Source organism: Mesorhizobium sp. WSM4842 (assembly GCF_055901575.1).
The window spans coordinates 373365-392357 of record NZ_CM148372.1 but is presented as its reverse complement, the minus strand read 5'-3'; the positions used below and the strand labels follow the sequence as shown (position 1 = coordinate 392357).

Below are 18993 nucleotides of genomic sequence, written 5' to 3'. Positions count from 1 at the left end.
GGTTCCAGCCGAAAGGATCATGCGGTGGGACAGACGGTTTTCATCCCTCGTGAGCTCGATGCGAACGAGCCGCGCGTTGCTGCCTCGCCCGACACGGTGAAGCGGCTGGCGGGGCTGGGGTTCGCCGTGATCATCGAAAGCGGCGCTGGCACGGCATCGCGCATTCCCGACGAGGAGTTCGCCAAGACCGGCGCTGTGATCGGTAAGGTCGGCGATGTCGCCAAGGCCGATGTGGTGCTGAAGGTTCGCCGGCCTGATGAGGCGGAGCTGAAGGCCTATCGCCCGGGCACTGCCGTCATCGCCATCATGGATCCCTATGGCAACGATGCTGCCGTCGATGCTCTGGCAACGGCCGGCGTCACCGCCTTCTCGATGGAGTTCATGCCGCGCATCACGCGCGCCCAATCCATGGATGTCCTGTCCAGCCAGGCGAACCTCGCCGGCTATCAGGCAGTGATCGACGCGGCTGCCGAATATGACCGAGCGCTGCCGATGATGATGACGGCCGCGGGCACGGTGCCGGCGGCGAAAGCCTTCATCATGGGCGTCGGCGTCGCCGGCCTGCAGGCAATTGCGACGGCAAGACGTCTTGGCGCTGTAGTCACTGCCACCGATGTGCGCCCCGCTGCCAAGGAACAGGTTGCCTCGCTGGGCGCAAAGTTCCTGGCGGTCGAGGATGAGGAGTTCAAGGCGGCCGAGACGGCTGGCGGCTACGCCAAGGAAATGTCTAGGGAATACCAGGCCAAGCAAGCTGCTCTGACCGCCGAGCACATCGCCAAGCAGGACATTGTCATCACCACGGCGCTGATTCCTGGCCGTCCGGCGCCGAAGCTGGTTTCGGCCGCGATGGTCGCCTCGATGAAGCCGGGCTCGGTGATCGTCGATCTCGCGGTCGAACGCGGCGGCAATGTCGAAGGCGCTGTGCCCGGGCAGGTGGTGACCACGGCCAACGGGGTAAAAATCGTCGGCCATCTCAACGTGCCGGGCCGCGTCGCGGCCTCCGCCTCGCTGCTCTATGCCAGGAACCTCTTTGCGTTCCTCGAGACGCTGGTCGACAAGACCACGAAGACGCTGGCCATCAACCGCGATGACGATCTGGTCAAGGCGACGATGCTGACCGATGGCGGCCAGGTCGTGCATCCGGCCTTCGCCGGCAAGCCGGCGGTGATGATCGCCTCGGCTGAACCTGCGAAGCCCGTTGCCGCGAAGAAACCGACTGCGCCAAAGAAAGCTGCCGCACTCAAGAGACCTGCCGCTGCCAAGCCGAAAGGGATCGCGTGATGGACCAGACCTTGCAGAAAGCCCTCGACCAGCTCGACCAGGCGACCGCCGCCGTCCGGCTCGCGGTGCAGGATCTGGCCACCGCTCCAGGCGGCACCGATGCGGCAGCCGACGCCGCGCACGCGCTGTCCGGCGGGGCGATCGACCCGTTTGTCTTCCGCTTCGCTATTTTCGTCTTGGCGATCTTCGTTGGCTATTACGTCGTCTGGTCGGTGACGCCGGCGCTGCATACGCCGCTGATGGCCGTCACCAACGCCATTTCCTCGGTCATCGTCGTCGGCGCGCTGCTTGCCGTCGGCATCTCGGCGTCCGGCATCGCCACCGGCTTCGGTTTCGTCGCGCTGATGCTGGTCTCGGTCAATATCTTCGGCGGCTTTCTCGTCACCCAGCGCATGCTGGCCATGTACAAGAAGAAGGACAGGTAGAGCGACATGAACGCCAACTTCGCCTCCTTCCTCTATCTGGTCTCCGGCATCCTGTTCATCCTGGCGTTGCGCGGCCTGTCGCACCCGACCACCAGCCGCCAGGGCAACATGTACGGCATGATCGGCATGGGCATCGCCATTGTCACCACGCTGGCGCTGGCGACCCCTTCGGCGGGAGGCTTTGGCCTCATCGTGCTCGGTCTGCTGATCGGCGGCTCGGTGGGCGCGGTCACCGCACGGCGCATCGCCATGACCTCGATGCCGCAGCTGGTCGCCGCCTTCCACTCGCTCGTCGGCCTTGCCGCCGTCATGGTGGCGGCTGCCGCCGTCTATGCGCCGGGAAGTTTCGGCATCGGCACGGCAGCCGACATCCACGCCCAGGCGCTGATCGAGATGAGCCTCGGCGTCGCCATCGGCGCCATCACCTTCACCGGCTCGGTCGTCGCCTTCCTCAAGCTCGATGGCCGCATGTCGGGCAAGCCGATCATGATCGGCGGCCGTCACTTCATCAACGCGGCCCTCGGCATCGCGCTGATCGTGCTGATCGTGCTGCTGGTCACCACCGAGTCCAAGCTGGTGTTCTGGCTGATCGTTGCGGCATCGCTTGTCCTTGGCGTCCTGCTCATCATCCCGATCGGCGGGGCCGACATGCCGGTGGTCGTCTCGATGTTGAATTCCTATTCGGGTTGGGCGGCTGCGGCACTCGGCTTCACGCTCGGCAATCTGGCGTTGATCATCACCGGCGCGCTGGTCGGCTCGTCCGGCGCGATCCTGTCCTACATCATGTGCAAGGGCATGAACCGGTCATTCATCTCGGTCATCCTCGGCGGCTTCGGCGGCGAGACTTTCGCCACCGCCGACGACGGCATCGAGCGCACGGTCAAGCAGGGTTCGGCCGACGATGCCGCCTATCTGATGATGAACGCGCAGAAAGTCATCATCGTGCCAGGCTACGGCATGGCGGTCGCCCAGGCACAGCACGCGCTGCGCGAGATGGCCGACAAGCTCAAGGCCGCCGGCGTCGACGTCAAATACGCCATTCATCCGGTCGCCGGCCGCATGCCCGGCCACATGAACGTGCTCTTGGCCGAAGCCAACGTGCCTTACGACGAAGTGTTCGAGCTCGAGGACATCAACTCCGAATTCGCGCAGGCCGACGTCGCCTATGTCATCGGTGCCAACGACGTCACCAACCCGTCCGCGCGGGACGACAAGAGCTCCCCTATTTTCGGCATGCCGATCCTCGATGTCGACAAGGCCCGCACCTGCCTGTTCGTCAAGCGCTCGCTCGGCTCCGGCTATGCCGGCATCGACAACACGCTGTTCTACAAGGACGGTACCATGATGCTGCTCGGCGACGCCAAGAAGATGACCGAAGAGATCGTCAAAGCCTTGGACCACTGATCCGGGTTAGCGGCGCCGGTACACCGCCAGTTGCTCGAAACCAAAAGTCTGGCTCCGCGCCGGGCTTTTTCTTGGCCCTGAGCATCCGGCCTGGAGCGTCTTTGCTCTCACCCCGGGTTCAGAGCTACGATGGGCAAATTCTGTTCCGGGATTTGTCACCAACGGAGGCACTGGTGTCCGACCCTCATCCTGTTGCGTCGCCGGCCAAGACCAGTCCGCCGGCCTCCGGAAAGGCCCCGCGCAAGCTCAGCCAGGCCGTGGTGATCGTGCATGGCATGGGCGAACAGCGGCCCATGGGCACGCTGAGGGAATTTGTTCAGGCTGTCTGGAGTCATGATCCCGCCCGCGCGCCGTTTTATGCCCGTGTCACTGATCCGGCCGACCCCGACGGCGAGAAGATCAACCAGAGCTGGATCACGCCTGACAGCCGGACGAACTCGCACGAGCTTCGCCGGATCACCACCCCTTACGATATCGATGGCCGCCGCACCGACTTCTACGAGCTTTACTGGGCCGATATTACGCAGGGCACAACGCGGGGCCGGCTTGCGGCCTGGGTAACGAATCTGCTTTGGCGCAAGCCCGCCGACATCCCGCGCGATGCCCGCGGGCTGTATGTCGTCACGCTTCTGGCCGTCACAATAGTCTTGTGCGCAGCGCTCCTGCTCGCGACGTCGGCATCGCAAGGGTATATTTCCTGGACCACGGGTACGCTCGTCACGATCCTGGCTTCGTTCGTCATCTGGTTGGTGGACCGGTTTGGCCTTCCTTATTTCGGCGACGTGGCCGCCTATGTACGTGCTGAAGCGGCAACGGTCGAGAAGCGCGCGCTTGTCCGCGACCGTGGCCTGACGCTGCTGAGGCGTCTCATGATGGACGATGGCTACGATCGGATCGTGCTGGTCTCACACAGCCTGGGATCGATCATCGCCTATGATCTGCTGCAGATATTGTGGGCCGATTTCAGGCCCCGAAAGCTGGAAGCCGTCCGCGACAAGGCGAGACTGAAAGCGATCCGCGCCGTCGACGAGGCCACGCTCCACGCCGATGGTTCTGCGTGGCCCGACGGCTTGGATGATTTTTCCGGATTCCGCCGCGCCCAATGGGAGCTCTATCGGCAGCTTCGCACCAGGGACGCCGATCATCCATTGCCATGGAAGATCAGCGATTTCGTCACGCTCGGCAGTCCGCTGACCCACAGCGAATTTCTGGTGACCTACAACCTCGCCGAATTCAGGCGCGGCATCGCTGAGCGGCTGTTCTCGGCATGTCCGCCGATTGCCGAGACGGCGGCCGGTGGAACCGTCCTCTATCAGGAAGGGCGCAGCCGTTCGGGCAAACCACAGCGGGCGGTGCATCATGGTGCAGTGTTTGCTGCGACGCGTTGGACCAACATCTTCGACAGGGGCAATGGCTGGCTGACGGGCGACCCGATCTCCGGGCCGATGGCGGAAAATTTCGGCCCCGGCGTGGACAACATCCAGGTCGAGCTGTGCGGTTCGCTTGGCCGCATCTTCACGCACACGCTCTACTGGTCGCTGAAGACGACCGGCGTCGAGGTCGCCGCAGCCGCCGGCACGCCGCCGCGCTCGCATATTGGCGTGCTGCGCGACGCCGTCGACCTCGGTCGCAAACTGGAGCCAAGTCAGGCGGTGCCGACGATAGGCCGCACAGAAACGACCTGAAGCATAAAAAACGCGCGCCGGGAGCACGCCAACACCTCAAATACCCTGATTGATTGGGCCTCAGATATCCAGATTGGCGACCGACAGCGCATTGTCCTGGATGAACTCGCGTCTAGGCTCAACTTCGTCGCCCATCAGCCGTGAGAATAGACTGTCCGCATCGGTGGCATCGGTGACCTTGACCTGCAGCAGCGAGCGCACATTCGGGTCGAGCGTGGTTTCCCAGAGCTGTTCGGCGTTCATCTCGCCGAGGCCCTTGTAGCGCTGCATGGTCAGGCCCTTGCGACCGGTGGCAAACACGGCGTTGAGCAGCGCCAGCGGTCCCGAGATGGTTTCCGACACATCCTTGCGGCGCAGCAGCGGCGGCTCGCCATAGACTTCCGCGAGGCGCGGCGCATAGCGGTCGAGCTGGCGGGCGTCGGCCGAATTGATCAGCGCGAGATCGAGATGCGCGAACTCCTTGACGCTGCGCACTGTGCGCTCGAACACATAGCCGCCGATGCCTTCGTTCGAGGTCGACATGCGGCCGGTCCAGCCGCGTTCGGTGTCCTCGGCAATGATGTCGAGGCGCCGGGCGACACGCTCAGCCATGGCGTTGGCCCGGCCGAGATCGGCGAACAACTCAGGGTTGAGTGCGCCGGCGATCGCCGCCTGCTCGACCACGCCCCGGTTATAGCGCGTGTGCAGCCCGTTGATGAGCTGGCGCACCGCCAGCGCATCGTCGATGGCGCTGCGCAGGTCCTGTCCGGCCCGCACCTCGCCGGTGCTGAGCGCAAGCGACGCCTCCTCCAGCCCCGAGCCGATCAGGAATTCCTCGAAGGCGCTTTCGTCCTTGAGGTATTGCGAACTCTTGCCGCGCGTCACCTTGTAGAGCGGCGGCTGGGCGATATAGAGATGGCCGCGCTCGATCAGTTCCGGCATCTGCCGGAAGAAGAAGGTGAGCAGCAAGGTGCGGATGTGGGCGCCATCGACGTCGGCGTCGGTCATCAGGATGATCTTGTGATAGCGCAATTTGTCGGCGTTGAACTCGTCCTTGCCGATCGAGGTGCCGAGCGCGGTGATCAGCGTACCTATCATGTCGGAGCCGAGCATGCGATCGAAGCGGGCCCGCTCGACATTGAGGATCTTGCCGCGCAGCGGAAGTATGGCCTGGTTCTGGCGCGAACGGCCGCCCTTGGCCGAGCCGCCGGCGCTGTCGCCCTCGACGATGAAGATTTCGGACTTCGCCGGATCGCGTTCCTGACAGTCGGCCAGCTTGCCGGGCAGCGAGGTGACGCCGAGCGAGCTCTTGCGGGTGATGTCGCGCGCCTTGCGCGCGGCTTCGCGCGCCGCTGCCGCCTGGATGACCTTGTCGATGACCACCTTGCCCTCGGTCGGGTGCTCTTCGAGCCAGGTGCCGAGCGCTTCGTTGACGAGTCCTTCCACCACCGGGCGAACTTCGGACGAGACCAGCTTGTCCTTGGTCTGCGACGAGAATTTCGGATCGGGAACCTTGACCGACAACACCGCCGTCAGCCCCTCGCGGCAATCGTCGCCGATCAGCGCCACCTTCTCCTTCTTGGTGAGGCCCGAGGATTCGCCATAGCCGGTTATCTGGCGCGTCAGCGCGCCGCGGAAACCGGCAAGATGCGTGCCGCCGTCGCGCTGCGGAATGTTGTTGGTGAAGGCCAGCACGTTCTCGTGGTAGCTGTCGTTCCACCACATGGCGACTTCGACGGTGATGCCGTCGCGCTCGGCTTTGATCGCAATCGGCTTGTCGATCAGCGGTTTCTTGACGCGATCGAGATATTTGACGAACTCCTCCAGTCCGCCATCATAGTGCAACTCATGACGCACGACGTCGGCATGGCGGGCATCGGTCAGAATGATGCGCACTCCGGAATTCAGGAAGGCGAGTTCGCGCAGCCGGTGCTCCAGCGTGCCGAAGTCGAATTCGACCATTGTGAACGTTTCGGCCGACGGAAAGAACGTGATCTCGCTGCCGCTGCGTCCGTCATAGGTGCCGGCAACCTTGCGCTGTTCGTAGGTGCCGGTGACCCTTAGCGGCGCGTCGGAATTGCCGTGCGTGAAGCTCATCTCGTAGATCTGGCCGTTACGGCGGATCTTCAGCTTCAGCCAGGCCGAAAGCGCATTGACCACCGAGACGCCGACGCCGTGCAGGCCGCCAGACACCTTGTAGGAATTCTGGTCGAACTTGCCGCCGGCATGCAGCTGCGTCATGATCACTTCGGCCGCCGAGATGCCTTCGCCGGTGTGGATATCGGTCGGAATGCCGCGGCCATTGTCGATGACCGTCACCGAACCGTCGGGGTTGAGCGTCACGGTGACGAGGTCGGCATGGCCGGCCAGCGCCTCGTCGATGGCGTTGTCGACGACCTCGTAGACCATGTGATGCAGGCCCGAGCCGTCGTCGGTATCGCCGATATACATGCCAGGCCGCTTGCGGACGGCGTCCAACCCCTTCAAAACTTTGATGGAATCGGCGCCGTACTCGGCCTCAGCGCCGTTGGCGTTGTCGATCTGATCGCTCATGAAAACCTGTCTGATTGATGCCGCACATCCAGCGCAAAAAACCGGCTCCGAATCGCGCGTCCTTGATGTCCAAGATATAGGTGCAAAAGGCGGTTTTTCCAAGATTTGCAAGCATTTCCGAATGGAAGAAGAGCGCGCCTGACCGGCCAGGGCATCGGACCCAAAAAGTGGAGCCGGACTTGGAACAGAGCGGCGGCAACAACAGAGGGCCGACCTGTTCCGACGATCAGGCACTTTCCAGTGCCCGGTCACATTCCGGAGAGCCGGCGACATGGACGCTTGCCTTGCCAGCCACTACATTGAGGTGACCAGCGGAGCACGCCATGGACAGTCAGCCCGCCCCCTTCGTCCCGCCGGCGCCGAAGCCGCGTACGTCGCCGCCGTCGACGCTCGAGATGATCCGCATCGTCTATCGCAACCCGCTCGAACTGTGGGGCGAGCCGACCTACAACCAGCCCTGGATATCGGTGACCGGCATCGGCGGGCCGCTGGTCATCGCCAACGACCCCGGCCTCATTCGCCACGTGCTGGTCGACAATGCCAAAAATTACAAGATGGCGACGGTGCGCCAGATGATCCTGCGGCCGATCCTGCGCGACGGCCTGCTGACCGCCGAGGGTGAGGTCTGGAGGCGCTCGCGCAAGGCGATGGCGCCGGTGTTCACGCCGCGCCACATATTTGGTTTTGCCGAGCCGATGCTGAGGCGCACGCGGGAGTTCGTCACGCGCTATGAGGGCGGCGGCACGTCGGACATCGCCCACGACATGACGCTGCTTACTTTTGATATCTTGGCCGAGACGCTGTTTTCCGGCGAGATATCAGGCGAGCCGGGCAGCTTCGCCAAGGAGATCGACCGACTGTTCGAGACCATGGGCCGGGTTGATCCGCTCGACCTGTTGCGGGCGCCCGACTGGCTGCCGCGCCTGACCCGCATCCGCGGCCGCAAGACCATGGCTTATTTCCGCAAGATCGTAACCGACACAGTCAAGATGCGCGAAGAGCGGCTCAAGCGCGATCCGGACAAGGTGCCGCAGGATTTTCTCACGCTTTTGCTCAAGGCGGAGGGACCGGACGGGCTGACACGCGCCGAGGTCGAGGACAACATCATCACCTTCATCGGCGCCGGTCACGAGACCACGGCGCGGGCACTTGGCTGGACGCTCTACTGCCTGGCCGAAGCGCCTTGGGAGCGCGAAAAGATCGAGCGCGAGATCGACGCCGTGCTGGCGCGAGAACCCGACCCGACAAAGTGGCTCGACGCCATGCCGTTCACCCGCGCCGCCTTCGACGAGGCGCTTAGGCTCTACCCGCCGGCGCCGTCGATCAACCGCGAGCCGATCGAGCCCGAAACCTGGAACGGCCTCTATATACCGAGGCGCGCCGCGGTGCTGGTCATGCCCTGGGTTGTCCATCGCCACCGCAAGCTGTGGGACCGGCCTGACGCCTTCATGCCGGAACGCTTTCATCCGGGAAATCGCGAAAAAATCGACCGCTTCCAGTATTTGCCGTTCGGCGCCGGCCCTCGCGTCTGCATCGGCGCCAGCTTTGCCATGCAGGAGGCGATCATCGCGCTGGCCATCATGCTGTCACGTTTCCGCTTCGACACCACCGCCGAGACCAAACCGTGGCCGGTGCAGAAACTGACGACGCAACCGCGGGGCGGCCTGCCGATGCAGGTTACGCGACGCCTTCAGTGAGCGTCTGATTGGCTAGGCCGCCGTCTTTCGCTGGAACTGGCCCGCGGCGCGGTAGCGCCAGAGATAGCTCGGCAGGATGCTGCCGATCGACTGCGGTTGGATGCCGAGGCCGGCGAGCGTCCTATTTTCCCTGATGGCCGCTTCCGATACGATGTTGTGCTCGCGCAGCTGCAGGACCTGATCCTTGGTCAGCAGCGGATTGGGCAAAAGCCCGAGAATCGATGCCTGCATGTTGGCCACCCACCACGGTACCGACACCAGAAGCCGCTCGCGGTCGATCATGGCAAGCATTTCCTGCATGCATTCCTTGAAGGTCAGCACCTGCGGTCCGCCAAGCTCGTAGATCCGACCGCCCTGGACTTTGCCGTCGACCGAGCGCGCCACCGCCTCGGCGACGTCGCCGACGTAGACCGGCTGGAATTTGGTCTGCCCGCCGCCGATCAGCGGCAGGACCGGCGAATAGCGCGCCATGCTGGCGAAGCGGTTGAAGAAGCTGTCCTCCGGCCCGAAATTGATCGATGGCCGCAAGATGACGGTATCGCTAATCGTTTCCAGGACCGCTTTTTCACCGAGCGCCTTGGTGCGTGCATAGTCCGATTGCGCGTTCAGATCGGCGCCCAGCGCCGAGATATGGGTGAGGCCAGCGCCGACGGCGCGCGCCGCTTCGGCGACCGCGCGTGCGCCGAACTCGTGGACGGAGGTGAATTTCTGCCGACCGCTCTCATGCAGGATGGCCACCAGGTTGACGACATGGTCGGCGCCCTGCACGGCGCGGTCGACCGACCAACGCACGCGAACATTGGCCTGCACCGGCTGAATCTGGCCGACATTGCCCAGCGGCTGCAGATGGCCGGCGAGATCGGGCCGGCGGCAGGCGACCCTGATGCGATAGCCGCGCTTGGCCAGCGCCCGCACGACGTGGCGGCCGACAAAGCCGGAGCCGCCGAACACGACGACGAGCTTTGGGGTCTGCAGGATTTCGGTCATTGCTGGCTCCGGCGCAGTTTCCAGATTTACTGGTGCTTGGCTGAAGCAGTTTCATAGTCGGTTTCGCGCCAAAGGCAAAGGGCGACGATAAGTCGCCAACGCCCTTGTTTGACCGCGTCAGAAGGCCCTGCCGATGCGTGCGTCGACCGATTGGCGGTTGCCGCCGCGAATGACGAAGAAGAACAGGATCGCCGCCCACAGCAGCGATTTTTCGGCGCCCGAAAAGCCCTCGCCCATGGTGACCCAGTGGAACCAGACCGTGACCAGAAGCACGAACATTCCGGCGAAGGCGGCCGGGCGGATCAAGAGGCCTATTGCGATGAAAATGCCGCCGAAGAACTCGGTACATGCCAAGAGCAGGGGCCAAAATGCGCCCGGATAGAAGCCGAGGCCTTCGACCATCTCGGCGGCGCCAAACGGATCGGGTGATCTTATGCGAGCCATGGACGGTGAGGAAGATGCCGGCCACGGCACGCAGGATGGTTTCGGAGGCGGTGTTCAACGCCGCATAGAGGCCGCCAAGGGCCGGGACGAAAAGGCTTCTGCTGGAATTGTCGGTGCTTGCGGACATTGGGGCTCCTCTGCTGCTCCGCGCAAACACCCGACCACCTCGGCCAGAGTCAAATGAACAAAAGTTGACAAAAACAGGCATGTTAACTGACCAGATGCGAGAGAACGCAGAAAACCCCGCCGAAGCGGGGTTTTCCGGGTGACTTCCATGGTCGGAGTCAGGGTCCGACGAGGCGGCCTGACCTGAGACGGTATCAGGACGGCAGGAGACGCCCGCCCCAGTCCTGGACATTCGACCGGATGTCACCGCCCGGGCAACCCCACCACCCCGGACAGGCATTGGTCGCGGCACCGCGCAAAAAGGTTCAACGGCGGCCAAAAAAATCGCAGACAAACTTTTTAGGAAGAATACCGGGCCGCGAATTCGGAAATGCGCTGCACCACGGCCTTGGGCGCCGTTATGCCCCGCGCCGCCGCTTTCTCCGCCGCTTCGGCTCGGGCACGGCCGGGCACATGCACGCCGTAGCGGCGGCGCAACCGGTCGAGCTGGTCCTTCATGCGTTTCTCGAAATCCGGATCGAGCAGCTTGGGCTCGACGGCCAGAACGAAGAGGCCGGTTCCGGGACTGTCCGGTCCGCCGCTAAACCATGGCGCATCGAGCGACCAGTTGGCGCCCGACAGGCCCGCCGCCAGCACTTCGACCATCAGTGCGATGTTGGCACCGCGCTGGCCGCCGAAGGCAAGCATCGCGCCTTTCATGGCAGCGGCGGGATCGGTGGTCGGGTTGCCGCTCGCGTCCAGTGCCCAGCCTTCTGGAATTTTCTTGCCGTCCTCGGCCGCCTTGCGGATGTTGACGAAGGCAGTGGCGCTCGACGACTGGTCGATCACCAGCGGCGCTCCGTCAGCGGCGGGCGCGGCGAAGGACATTGGGTTGGTACAGTAGACCGGCTTGACCGAGCCCGAGCCGGCAAGCACGGCCGGTCCATTGGTCGCGGCGAAGGACACCAGTCCCTGCGCGGCCAGCCGCCCGGTGAAATAGCCGAGCGCGCCGCATGTATAGGCGTTCTTCTGCGAAAAGATGGCAACGCCGAACAGGCGCGCCGCCTTGGCGAGATCGTCGATCGTGCGGTCGAAACCGGTATGCGCCAGACCGCCGTGCGCGTCGGACAGATAGATCGCCAAAGCCGGCCTGGTGATGACCGGCTCGGCTTTGCCGTCGATGCGGCCGGCCTCCAGCGCTTCGAGATAGTCGATGAAATGCGACAGTCCGACCGTCGACAGACCTTCCGCCTCGGCCGCTACGATGGAAGCTGCGAGCGACCGCGCCGCTTCTTCATTGGCGCCGGCGCCGAGCGCCGCCATCCGGCACAGCCCTGTCGCCTGGTCGAGACTGAGTTGCATTGTAGCGATCCTAGGGGAGTAGGGGAGTAGGGGAGTAAGGGAGTAAGGGAATAGGGGAATAGTGAGCAGTGAATGCGAATAGGATGGAAATGTGTATGTGAATAGTGGCTGGGCCTACTCCCCTACTCCCCTACTCCCCTACTCCCCTGTCAACCAATCTTGTTCGGGATCCGCGCCTCGATCTTGCCGAGGGCGAAGACCAGGATGCCGGTGATCGCCATATAGATCAACGCCAGGAGCAGCAAGGGTTCATAGGTGAGGAAAGTGCTCTGCCTCACCTTGGAAGAGACGGCGAATATGTCGATCACGCTGATGGTCGCCACCAGCGGCGTCGATTTCAGCTGCAACACGGTTTCGCCGGTCAGCGTCGGCAGCGCCCGATAGAAGGCTTGCGGCAGCCAGATCCGCCGCAGGATCTTCCAGCGGCTCATGCCGAAGGCACGCGCCGCTTCCAACTGTCCTTTCGGCACCCCGGCGAAGGCACCCCGCATGACTTCCCCCTCGTAGCCGGCGAAGGACAAGGTCAGCGCCAGGACGCCATAGGGCCACGCTTGCCTGAGATACGGCCACATCCAGGACTCGCGTACCCATGGGTACTGCGGAAACAGCGAGCCGAGCCCATAGTAGAGCAGCCAGAGCTGCAGCAGCAGTGGCGTTCCCCTGATGACGGTGCAGAAGGCCTTTGCAGGCGCCGCGAGCCAGAAGGGGCCGGCAGCCTGCGCCAATCCGAGCGGCACGGCGAGCAGGAAGCCGAGTGTGCAGGTGACGGCGAGGATCCAAAGCGTGCGCCAGATGCCGACAAGCGCCATCTCGTAATATTGCGGCAGCCAGTCCCAGCGCATGAAGAAGGCGGCCGCGAGAACCAGCGCCAGCGCGGTCAGGATCAGCACGATGCGATGCGGCTGCAGCCAAAGCGACGCGCGGGCAACATTGATGATGATCGCTTCGCCAGCCATCAACGCGCCTCCTTGAGGGAGGGCATGCCGCGCCGAGCCCGGAGTTCGATGCGGCCGATGATCAAATTGGAGACCAGCGTCAACAGAAGATAGATCACGCCTGCGGCGAGGAAGAACGTAAGATAGGCTTTGGTTACGCCCGCCGCTTGCCGCGTGGCCAATGTCAGCTCGAAGAAGCCGACGACCGCCAGCAGGGCGGTGTCCTTGGTGGCGATCAGCCAGAGATTGGCAAGGCCGGGTATGGCGAAGGGCAGCATCGCCGGCAGCGTGATGCGTCGCAGAAGGAGGCCGGGAGACATGCCATAGGCGCGCGCGGCTTCGATCTGGCCTTGCGGAATGGCAAGGATCGCGCCACGCATCACCTCGGTCGAATAGGCGCCCTGGACGAATCCGAGCACGGCAATGCCGGCCACCAGCCCACTGATATCGATGCGCTGATATCCCATTGCCGTCAGCAACTGGTTGATCAGATCGGTGCCGGCATAATAGAGCAGCAGGATCAGCACCAGCTCCGGCACGGCGCGGACGATCGTCGTATAGACCGCCAGCAGATCGCGCACCACGGGCCCGCCGTAGAGCTTGCCATACGCACCGCAAATGCCGATCACGAGGCCGAGACCGAAAGCACCGGCAGCGATCTCGACCGAGTGGAGCAGTCCGACCAGAAGCGTTCCGCCCCAGCCAGGCGGCGTCGGCGAAAGTAGTTCGATGATGCGGGCCACAGAGGCCGGAAGAAATGCGTCGATCAGCGTCGCCCCCGAATTGCTGGCGCCAAAACCGCCGGCGATGCCGTCAGCGGAAAGCTTGCATGGGTGGATATCGACGAAAGCCACACGGCACGCTGTCCGCGCCGCGTGGTTATTCGCTCAGGGATGCCGTCAGTTCGCCTGCGGATCGTCGCCGTAGATGTCGAAATCGAAATATTTCTTGCTGATTTCGTCATATTTGCCGTTGGCGCGGATAGCCTTGATGCCGGCGTTGATCTTCTCCTTCAACTCGGTGTCTTCCTTGCGGATGCCGGCGCCGATGCCGGGCCCGAGAACGGCCAGATCCGGCGCGACCATCCCCTTCAGGTCGCAGCATTGCTTGCCCTGATCCGATTTCAGGAACGCATCGAGCGCGATGGAATCGGCCTGCACCGCATCGAGGCGACCGGCGGCAAGATCCTGATTGGCTTCGTCCTGGGTCTGGTATTCCTTGATTTCCGCTGCTTCGGTGAAGTGCTTCTTGACGTAGTCGGCATGCACGGTCGAAACTTGGACGCCGATGATCTTGCCCTTGAGATCTTCCGGGGTAGCGCCGAACTTCTGGTCCTTCGGCCCGATAATGGCAGTCGGGGTGTTGTAATATTTGTCGGAGAAATCGATCGTCTTCTTGCGTTCGTCGGTGATCGTCATCGAGCTGGCGATGACATCGATCTTCTTGGTCGTCAGCGCCGGGATGATGCCGTCCCAGGCAACGGGGGTGATGACGCAATCGAGCTTTTGCTCGGCGCAAACCGCGTCGATGAATTCGATTTCCCAGCCGACCCATTTGCCCGAGGCATCCGGCGAGGTGAACGGCGGATAGGGTTCGGCAGCGACACCGATCTTGACCGGCTCGGCCTTGGCGACGCCCATCGCGGCAACGCCCAGCAGAAGCGCTGCGGCAAACGTCTTCAGGACGGTCTTCATTTCAATAACTCCCAGTTTGTTGTTGTTCCCGTTTTCCATCCGCCTCGGCTTAACCGATGTTGCGGATGAATTGCTTGAGTCTTTCGGATTTGGGCGCACCGAAGATCTGCTCCGGCGGCCCTTCTTCCTCGACCAGCCCGTTGTAGAGGTGGACGACATGCGTCGCGACTTCGCGGGCGAACTTCATCTCGTGGGTCACCAGCACCATGGTGCGGCCCTCGCGCGCCAGGTCGCCGATCACCTTCAGCACCTCGCCGATCAGTTCCGGGTCGAGCGCCGAGGTCGGCTCGTCGAACAGCATGACGCGTGGGTTGATGGCCAGCGCCCGGGCGATAGCCGCGCGCTGCTGCTGGCCGCCCGACAGATAGGCCGGATAGACATCGCGCTTTTCGGCAAGGCCGACGCGGGCGAGCAGCTTTTCCGCCTCGGCGATGGCCACGTCGCGCTTGACGCCCAGAACATGCACCGGAACCTCGATGACGTTCTCGATCAGCGTCATGTGGCTCCACAAATTGAAATTCTGGAAGACCATGCCGAGCTTGGAACGAATGCGCTCGATCTGCTTGCGGTCGGCGGGAACGGTGTGGCCGTGACTGTCGGCCTTCATCCGGATCTCCTCGCCATTGACGCGGACGATTCCACTGGTCGGGTTCTCCAGGCAATTGATGCAGCGCAGCAGCGTCGACTTGCCCGAGCCGCTGCCGCCGATGATGGCGATGACCTCACCGTCGCGCGCCGACAGCGAAACGCCTTTCAGCACATGCAGTTCGCCGAATCTTTTATGCAGGTTCTCGACATGGATGGCTTCGGCGGCGTCGTTCTGCGCCGTATACTTCAGGGCGGGAGCCGTGCCTTGGGCTATCACCTTTGGGGTGCCTCACGAAGCGGCTGGACCCGTCGCTGCTGGAATTTATTACCCATTACCATCACTGGACAGACTTCTCATTCTCAAGATGGACCGTTCCGCTTGCCTCCGTCAACCATGCTTTTTGGACCATTGATCACGGCATGCCGAGTGGCTATTGGCTGGATGGGATATTTCAGGAGCACTTGGTGGGTAAAGCATACGGGTCGCAGTCCATGGCAGGGCCCCTGCAGCGCGTGCTGATGCGGTCCGCCGCAAGCGCCATGCCCCGCGCCAGAGCATCGGAATGGCACTATGGCCCGGCTTCGATCCGCAAAAGGCCGCTGCCCAGTATGAGGCGCTGACGACGCTGGTTTTGGCATCCGGCGCCGAGATCGAATGGCTGACCGACGCCGATGACGGGCTTGCCGATTCCGTCTTCACCCACGATCCTTCGTTGATGACCGACCACGGCGCTATCATCCTTGCCATGGGCAAGGCCCTGCGCCGGGCCGAGCCCGGCCTGCACGAGGCGGCCTACAGGCGCATGGGCGTGCCTATCCTCGGCCGCATCGAACATCCCGGACAGGTCGAGGGCGGCGACTGCGTTTGGGTGGACGCACGGACGCTGGCCGTCGGCCGCGGCATGCGCACCAACCAGGACGGCATCCAGCAACTCGCCAACCTGCTCATCCCCAAGGGTATCCAGGTCTATGGCTACGACCTGCCGCTCTGGCATGGCGAGGAGGCCTGCCTGCATCTGATGTCGGTGATCAGTCCGCTCGCCGACGATCTGGCGCTGGTCTATGCACCGCTTTTACCGGCTGCCTTCTACCAGATGCTGCGGGCGCGAGGCATTCGCCTGGTCGAAGGCGACGCTGAGGAGTTCTTCGCCTCCAACGGCCTCAGCCTCAATGTGCTGCCGACCGCGCCGCGCGAGGTGATCGCCGTTGCCGGTTTCCCGAAGACGGCGGCGGCCATGGCGGCCGCCGGCTGCAGGGTTTCGACCTTCGAGGCGGACGCGCTGTGCATCGCCTGCGAGGGCGGACCGACTTGCCTCACACGTCCAGTGCTCAGACAATGACGACAGTCGGCGAAGCGCTCATCACTTTGCTCGAAGCCCATGATGTCAACACGGTCTTCGGCATTCCGGGTGTGCATACGGTCGAACTCTATCGCGGGCTGGCGCGCTCGAAGATCCGCCACGTCACCCCGCGTCACGAGCAGGGCGCCGGCTTCATGGCCGACGGTTATGCGCGCGCCAGCGGCAAGCCTGGCGTCGCCTTCGTCATCACCGGACCGGGACTGACCAACACCATCACCGCCATGGGCCAGGCCCGTGCCGATTCGGTCCCGATGCTGGTGATCTCGGGCGTCAACGCCACGCCGACGCTGGGCAAGGGTCTTGGCCACCTGCACGAACTGCCCGACCAGCGCGGCATGATGGAAAAGGTCGCGCTGTTCTCGCACCGCGTCGCCGACGCCAACGAACTACCGGGCGTTCTTGCCCGCGCCTTCGCCCTGTTTTCGTCATCGCGCCCCGGCCCGGTCCATATCGAGATCCCGACCGATATCATGGTCAAGCCGGCCGACGGCATCGCGGCTTTGCTGGCCAATGTCGCGCCGCCCGAGCCGGATGCGGCGGCGATAGCAGAGGCGGCAAAACTTTGCGCGGCTGCCCGCCGCCCGCTGATCCTTGCCGGCGGCGGCGCCAAGAGAGCCGAAGCACCGTTACAGCGCCTTGCCGAAAGGCTGGGAGCGCCGGTTGTCCAGACGGCCAATGCCCGCGGCCTGCTGCATCGCCATCCGCTTGCCGTGCCGGCGAGCCCCAGTCTGAAGGCGGTGCGTGCATTGATGGCCGACGCCGATCTGGTCATTGCCGCCGGCACCGAATTCGGCCCAACCGACTATGATGGGTATAGCGACGGTGGCTTTGTCCTGCCGCCCAATCTGATCCGCATCGACATCGGCGCCGACCAGCTTGCCCGCTGGCCGGCCCGGATTTCGATCCACGCCGATTGCGGCGCAGCACTCGAGGCGCTGCTTGCCGAAATCGGCCAAGGCCAACCGCCATCGGGCGACGGCCCGGCTCGCGCCGCTGCAACAAGGCAAGCGGCCTTCGCCGAAATCAGCCCGGCCCTCCAGGCGCAAACACAAGCCGTCGATGCGATCCGCGATGCGTTGCCGGGCTCGATTATCGTCGGCGATTCGACCCAGCCGGTCTATGCCGCCAACCTCTATTACGATCACGATCGACCGGGCGGCTGGTTCAACGCCGCCACCGGCTTCGGCGCGCTGGGCTATGGTCCGCCGGCGGCGATCGGTGCGGCCCTTGCCGTGCCTGATGCGTCGGTCGTCTGTCTCACCGGCGACGGTGGCTTCCAATTTACGCTGCCCGAACTGGGCGCCGCGCTCGACGCCTCGGCGCCGGTGATCTTCGTCGTCTGGAACAATCGCGGCTATCGCGAAATCGAAACCTCGATGCTCGATGTTGGCGTCGAGCCGGTCGGCGTCTCGCCGGCGCCGCCTGATTTCTGCAAGCTGGCCGAGGCCTATGGCATTGCCGCGGAGCGGATTGTTGGTATCGACGATCTGGCGGACGCACTCAAGCGTGCGCGTGCGACCGGACTGCCGTATGTCATCGAAATCACTGTCGATTGAGTGCTGTGGCAGCGTCTGCCTGGGGATGCGATCCTCGTCGGATGGCCGCCGGCTTGAGGCGCGCAAACGACGCTGCGTTATCGAGATTTCGGTTGAGTGATCGCGCGAAAGGCGCGACCCTTCGGCGGCGGCGCGGCATAAGAGAGTGACTGGAGCGGTCGAAGATGACGGATACACTGGACGGCAGGCAGGTTGTGGTGACCGGCGGCACCGGGGCGCTCGGTGGTGCGGTTGTCGGCAAACTGCTGGAGCAGGGCGCGATCTGCCATGTGCCCAATGCCCATGCCGTCGCGCCCGCGCATTTTCCCTTCCCGGCACATGAGCGCGTCAGGCTGGCGCACAATGTCGATCTCGCCGACCCCGCCAAGGTCGATGCGTTCTACGCCAGTGTTACGGATTTGTGGGCATCCATCCACCTGGCCGGCGGCTTCACCGCCGCGCCGGTCGAGAAGATCGAGCCCGCGTCCTTTGCCGAAATGATGGACACCAACGCCCGCACCACCTTCCTGTGCTGCCGCGCGGCGATACGCTCGATGCTGGAATCTTCCGTGTCGGGCCGCATCGTCAATGTCACGGCGCGCGCCGGGCTCGACCTGCGGCGCGGTTCCGGCATGGTCGCCTATGCCGCCAGCAAGGCGGCAGTCGCGGCAATGACGGTGGCGATGGCGGAAGAACTCAAGGGCAAGGGCATTCTGGTCAACGCGGTCGCGCCTTCGACCCTCGACACGCCGGCCAACCGGGCTGACATGCCGGCCGCCGATTTCGGCAAATGGGTCAGCCTCGAAGCGGCCGCTGAGGCCATTGCCTATCTCGCTTCGCCGGCCAACCTGGCGATGAGCGGCACGCTGGTGCCGCTTTACGGCAGGGCCTGATCTCTCTCTTTGTTTGAGCGCGATTTCCCAAAATCGGTTTGCCACGTTTGGGTTACGATGCTCTG

Annotated in this window: 15 protein-coding genes and 2 pseudogenes; 9 read left to right on the top strand and 8 right to left on the bottom strand. The window is 63.8% G+C overall.

All coding sequences use genetic code 11. The features are described 5' to 3' along the window. Nucleotides 1–24 precede the first annotated feature (24 nt). The 4 genes from AC0NIE_RS01765 (at nt 25) to AC0NIE_RS01750 (ending at nt 4795) form a co-directional block, all read left to right on the top strand. Nucleotides 25–1281 (top strand): Re/Si-specific NAD(P)(+) transhydrogenase subunit alpha, encoded by a 1257-nt coding sequence (locus AC0NIE_RS01765; RefSeq protein ID WP_473484268.1) that lies wholly within the window; start codon nt 25–27, stop codon nt 1279–1281. After that, nucleotides 1281–1706, top strand: coding sequence for a proton-translocating transhydrogenase family protein (locus tag AC0NIE_RS01760; RefSeq protein WP_123146347.1), 426 nt, complete (start codon nt 1281–1283; stop codon nt 1704–1706). Before AC0NIE_RS01765 ends, AC0NIE_RS01760 begins: the two co-directional genes overlap by 1 nt. A 6-nt stretch (nt 1707–1712) precedes the next feature. Then, nucleotides 1713–3110 (top strand): NAD(P)(+) transhydrogenase (Re/Si-specific) subunit beta, encoded by a 1398-nt coding sequence (locus AC0NIE_RS01755; protein ID WP_473484266.1) that lies wholly within the window; start codon nt 1713–1715, stop codon nt 3108–3110. A gap of 173 nt (nt 3111–3283) precedes the next feature. Next, nucleotides 3284–4795 carry a hypothetical protein gene (locus AC0NIE_RS01750; RefSeq protein ID WP_473484264.1) on the top strand — a complete coding sequence of 504 codons (1512 nt, stop codon included), beginning with the start codon at nt 3284–3286 and terminating at the stop codon, nt 4793–4795. Between the two features lie 60 nt (nt 4796–4855). On the opposite strand, the gene gyrB is transcribed toward AC0NIE_RS01750, so the two are convergent. Continuing rightward, the gene (gene gyrB / locus AC0NIE_RS01745; protein WP_473484262.1) at nt 4856–7327 is read right to left on the bottom strand and encodes a DNA topoisomerase (ATP-hydrolyzing) subunit B; all 2472 of its coding nucleotides are present in this window, start codon (nt 7325–7327) and stop codon (nt 4856–4858) included. Between gyrB and AC0NIE_RS01740 the strand changes: the two genes are divergently transcribed. Next, nucleotides 7326–7469 (top strand): hypothetical protein, encoded by a 144-nt coding sequence (locus AC0NIE_RS01740; protein WP_473484260.1) that lies wholly within the window; start codon nt 7326–7328, stop codon nt 7467–7469. The genes gyrB and AC0NIE_RS01740 overlap by 2 nt on opposite strands. Nucleotides 7470–7650: 181 nt before the next feature. Then, nucleotides 7651–9024 (top strand): cytochrome P450, encoded by a 1374-nt coding sequence (locus AC0NIE_RS01735; RefSeq protein WP_473484258.1) that lies wholly within the window; start codon nt 7651–7653, stop codon nt 9022–9024. A gap of 12 nt (nt 9025–9036) precedes the next feature. Here the strand turns inward: AC0NIE_RS01735 and AC0NIE_RS01730 are convergent, their stop codons facing one another. The 7 genes and pseudogenes from AC0NIE_RS01730 to AC0NIE_RS01700 form a co-directional block, all read right to left on the bottom strand. Then, on the bottom strand, nt 9037–10011 hold the full coding sequence (locus AC0NIE_RS01730) for a complex I NDUFA9 subunit family protein (protein ID WP_473484255.1): 975 nt from the start codon (nt 10009–10011) through the stop codon (nt 9037–9039). Nucleotides 10012–10128: 117 nt separating this feature from the next. Continuing rightward, nucleotides 10129–10582 (bottom strand): annotated as a pseudogene (locus AC0NIE_RS01725) (DoxX family protein). A gap of 338 nt (nt 10583–10920) precedes the next feature. Further along, on the bottom strand, nt 10921–11922 hold the full coding sequence (locus AC0NIE_RS01720) for an Ldh family oxidoreductase (protein WP_473484252.1): 1002 nt from the start codon (nt 11920–11922) through the stop codon (nt 10921–10923). Nucleotides 11923–12071: 149 nt separating this feature from the next. Continuing rightward, the gene (locus AC0NIE_RS01715; RefSeq protein ID WP_292408731.1) at nt 12072–12878 is read right to left on the bottom strand and encodes an ABC transporter permease; all 807 of its coding nucleotides are present in this window, start codon (nt 12876–12878) and stop codon (nt 12072–12074) included. Further along, complete coding sequence (locus tag AC0NIE_RS01710; RefSeq protein ID WP_095494135.1) at nt 12878–13543, bottom strand: ABC transporter permease; 666 nt, start codon at nt 13541–13543, stop codon at nt 12878–12880. Before AC0NIE_RS01710 ends, AC0NIE_RS01715 begins: the two co-directional genes overlap by 1 nt. 213 nt (nt 13544–13756) lie before the next feature. Further along, complete coding sequence (locus AC0NIE_RS01705; RefSeq protein WP_473484250.1) at nt 13757–14551, bottom strand: transporter substrate-binding domain-containing protein; 795 nt, start codon at nt 14549–14551, stop codon at nt 13757–13759. A gap of 49 nt (nt 14552–14600) precedes the next feature. Next, a complete protein-coding gene (locus AC0NIE_RS01700) occupies nt 14601–15413 on the bottom strand; it encodes an ABC transporter ATP-binding protein (RefSeq protein ID WP_473484546.1) in 813 nt (270 codons plus the stop codon). Nucleotides 15414–15631: 218 nt separating this feature from the next. Here AC0NIE_RS01700 and AC0NIE_RS01695 point away from each other — a divergent pair. The 3 genes and pseudogenes from AC0NIE_RS01695 to AC0NIE_RS01685 all read left to right on the top strand — a co-directional run bounded on the left by AC0NIE_RS01695 (nt 15632) and on the right by AC0NIE_RS01685 (nt 18928). After that, nucleotides 15632–16479 (top strand): annotated as a pseudogene (locus AC0NIE_RS01695) (dimethylarginine dimethylaminohydrolase family protein). Further along, entirely contained in the window at nt 16476–18056 is a 1581-nt protein-coding gene (locus tag AC0NIE_RS01690; RefSeq protein WP_473484248.1) for a 5-guanidino-2-oxopentanoate decarboxylase, read from the top strand. Before AC0NIE_RS01695 ends, AC0NIE_RS01690 begins: the two are co-directional and overlap by 4 nt. A 164-nt stretch (nt 18057–18220) precedes the next feature. Further along, nucleotides 18221–18928, top strand: coding sequence for an SDR family NAD(P)-dependent oxidoreductase (locus tag AC0NIE_RS01685; RefSeq protein WP_473484246.1), 708 nt, complete (start codon nt 18221–18223; stop codon nt 18926–18928). Nucleotides 18929–18993 lie beyond the last annotated feature (65 nt).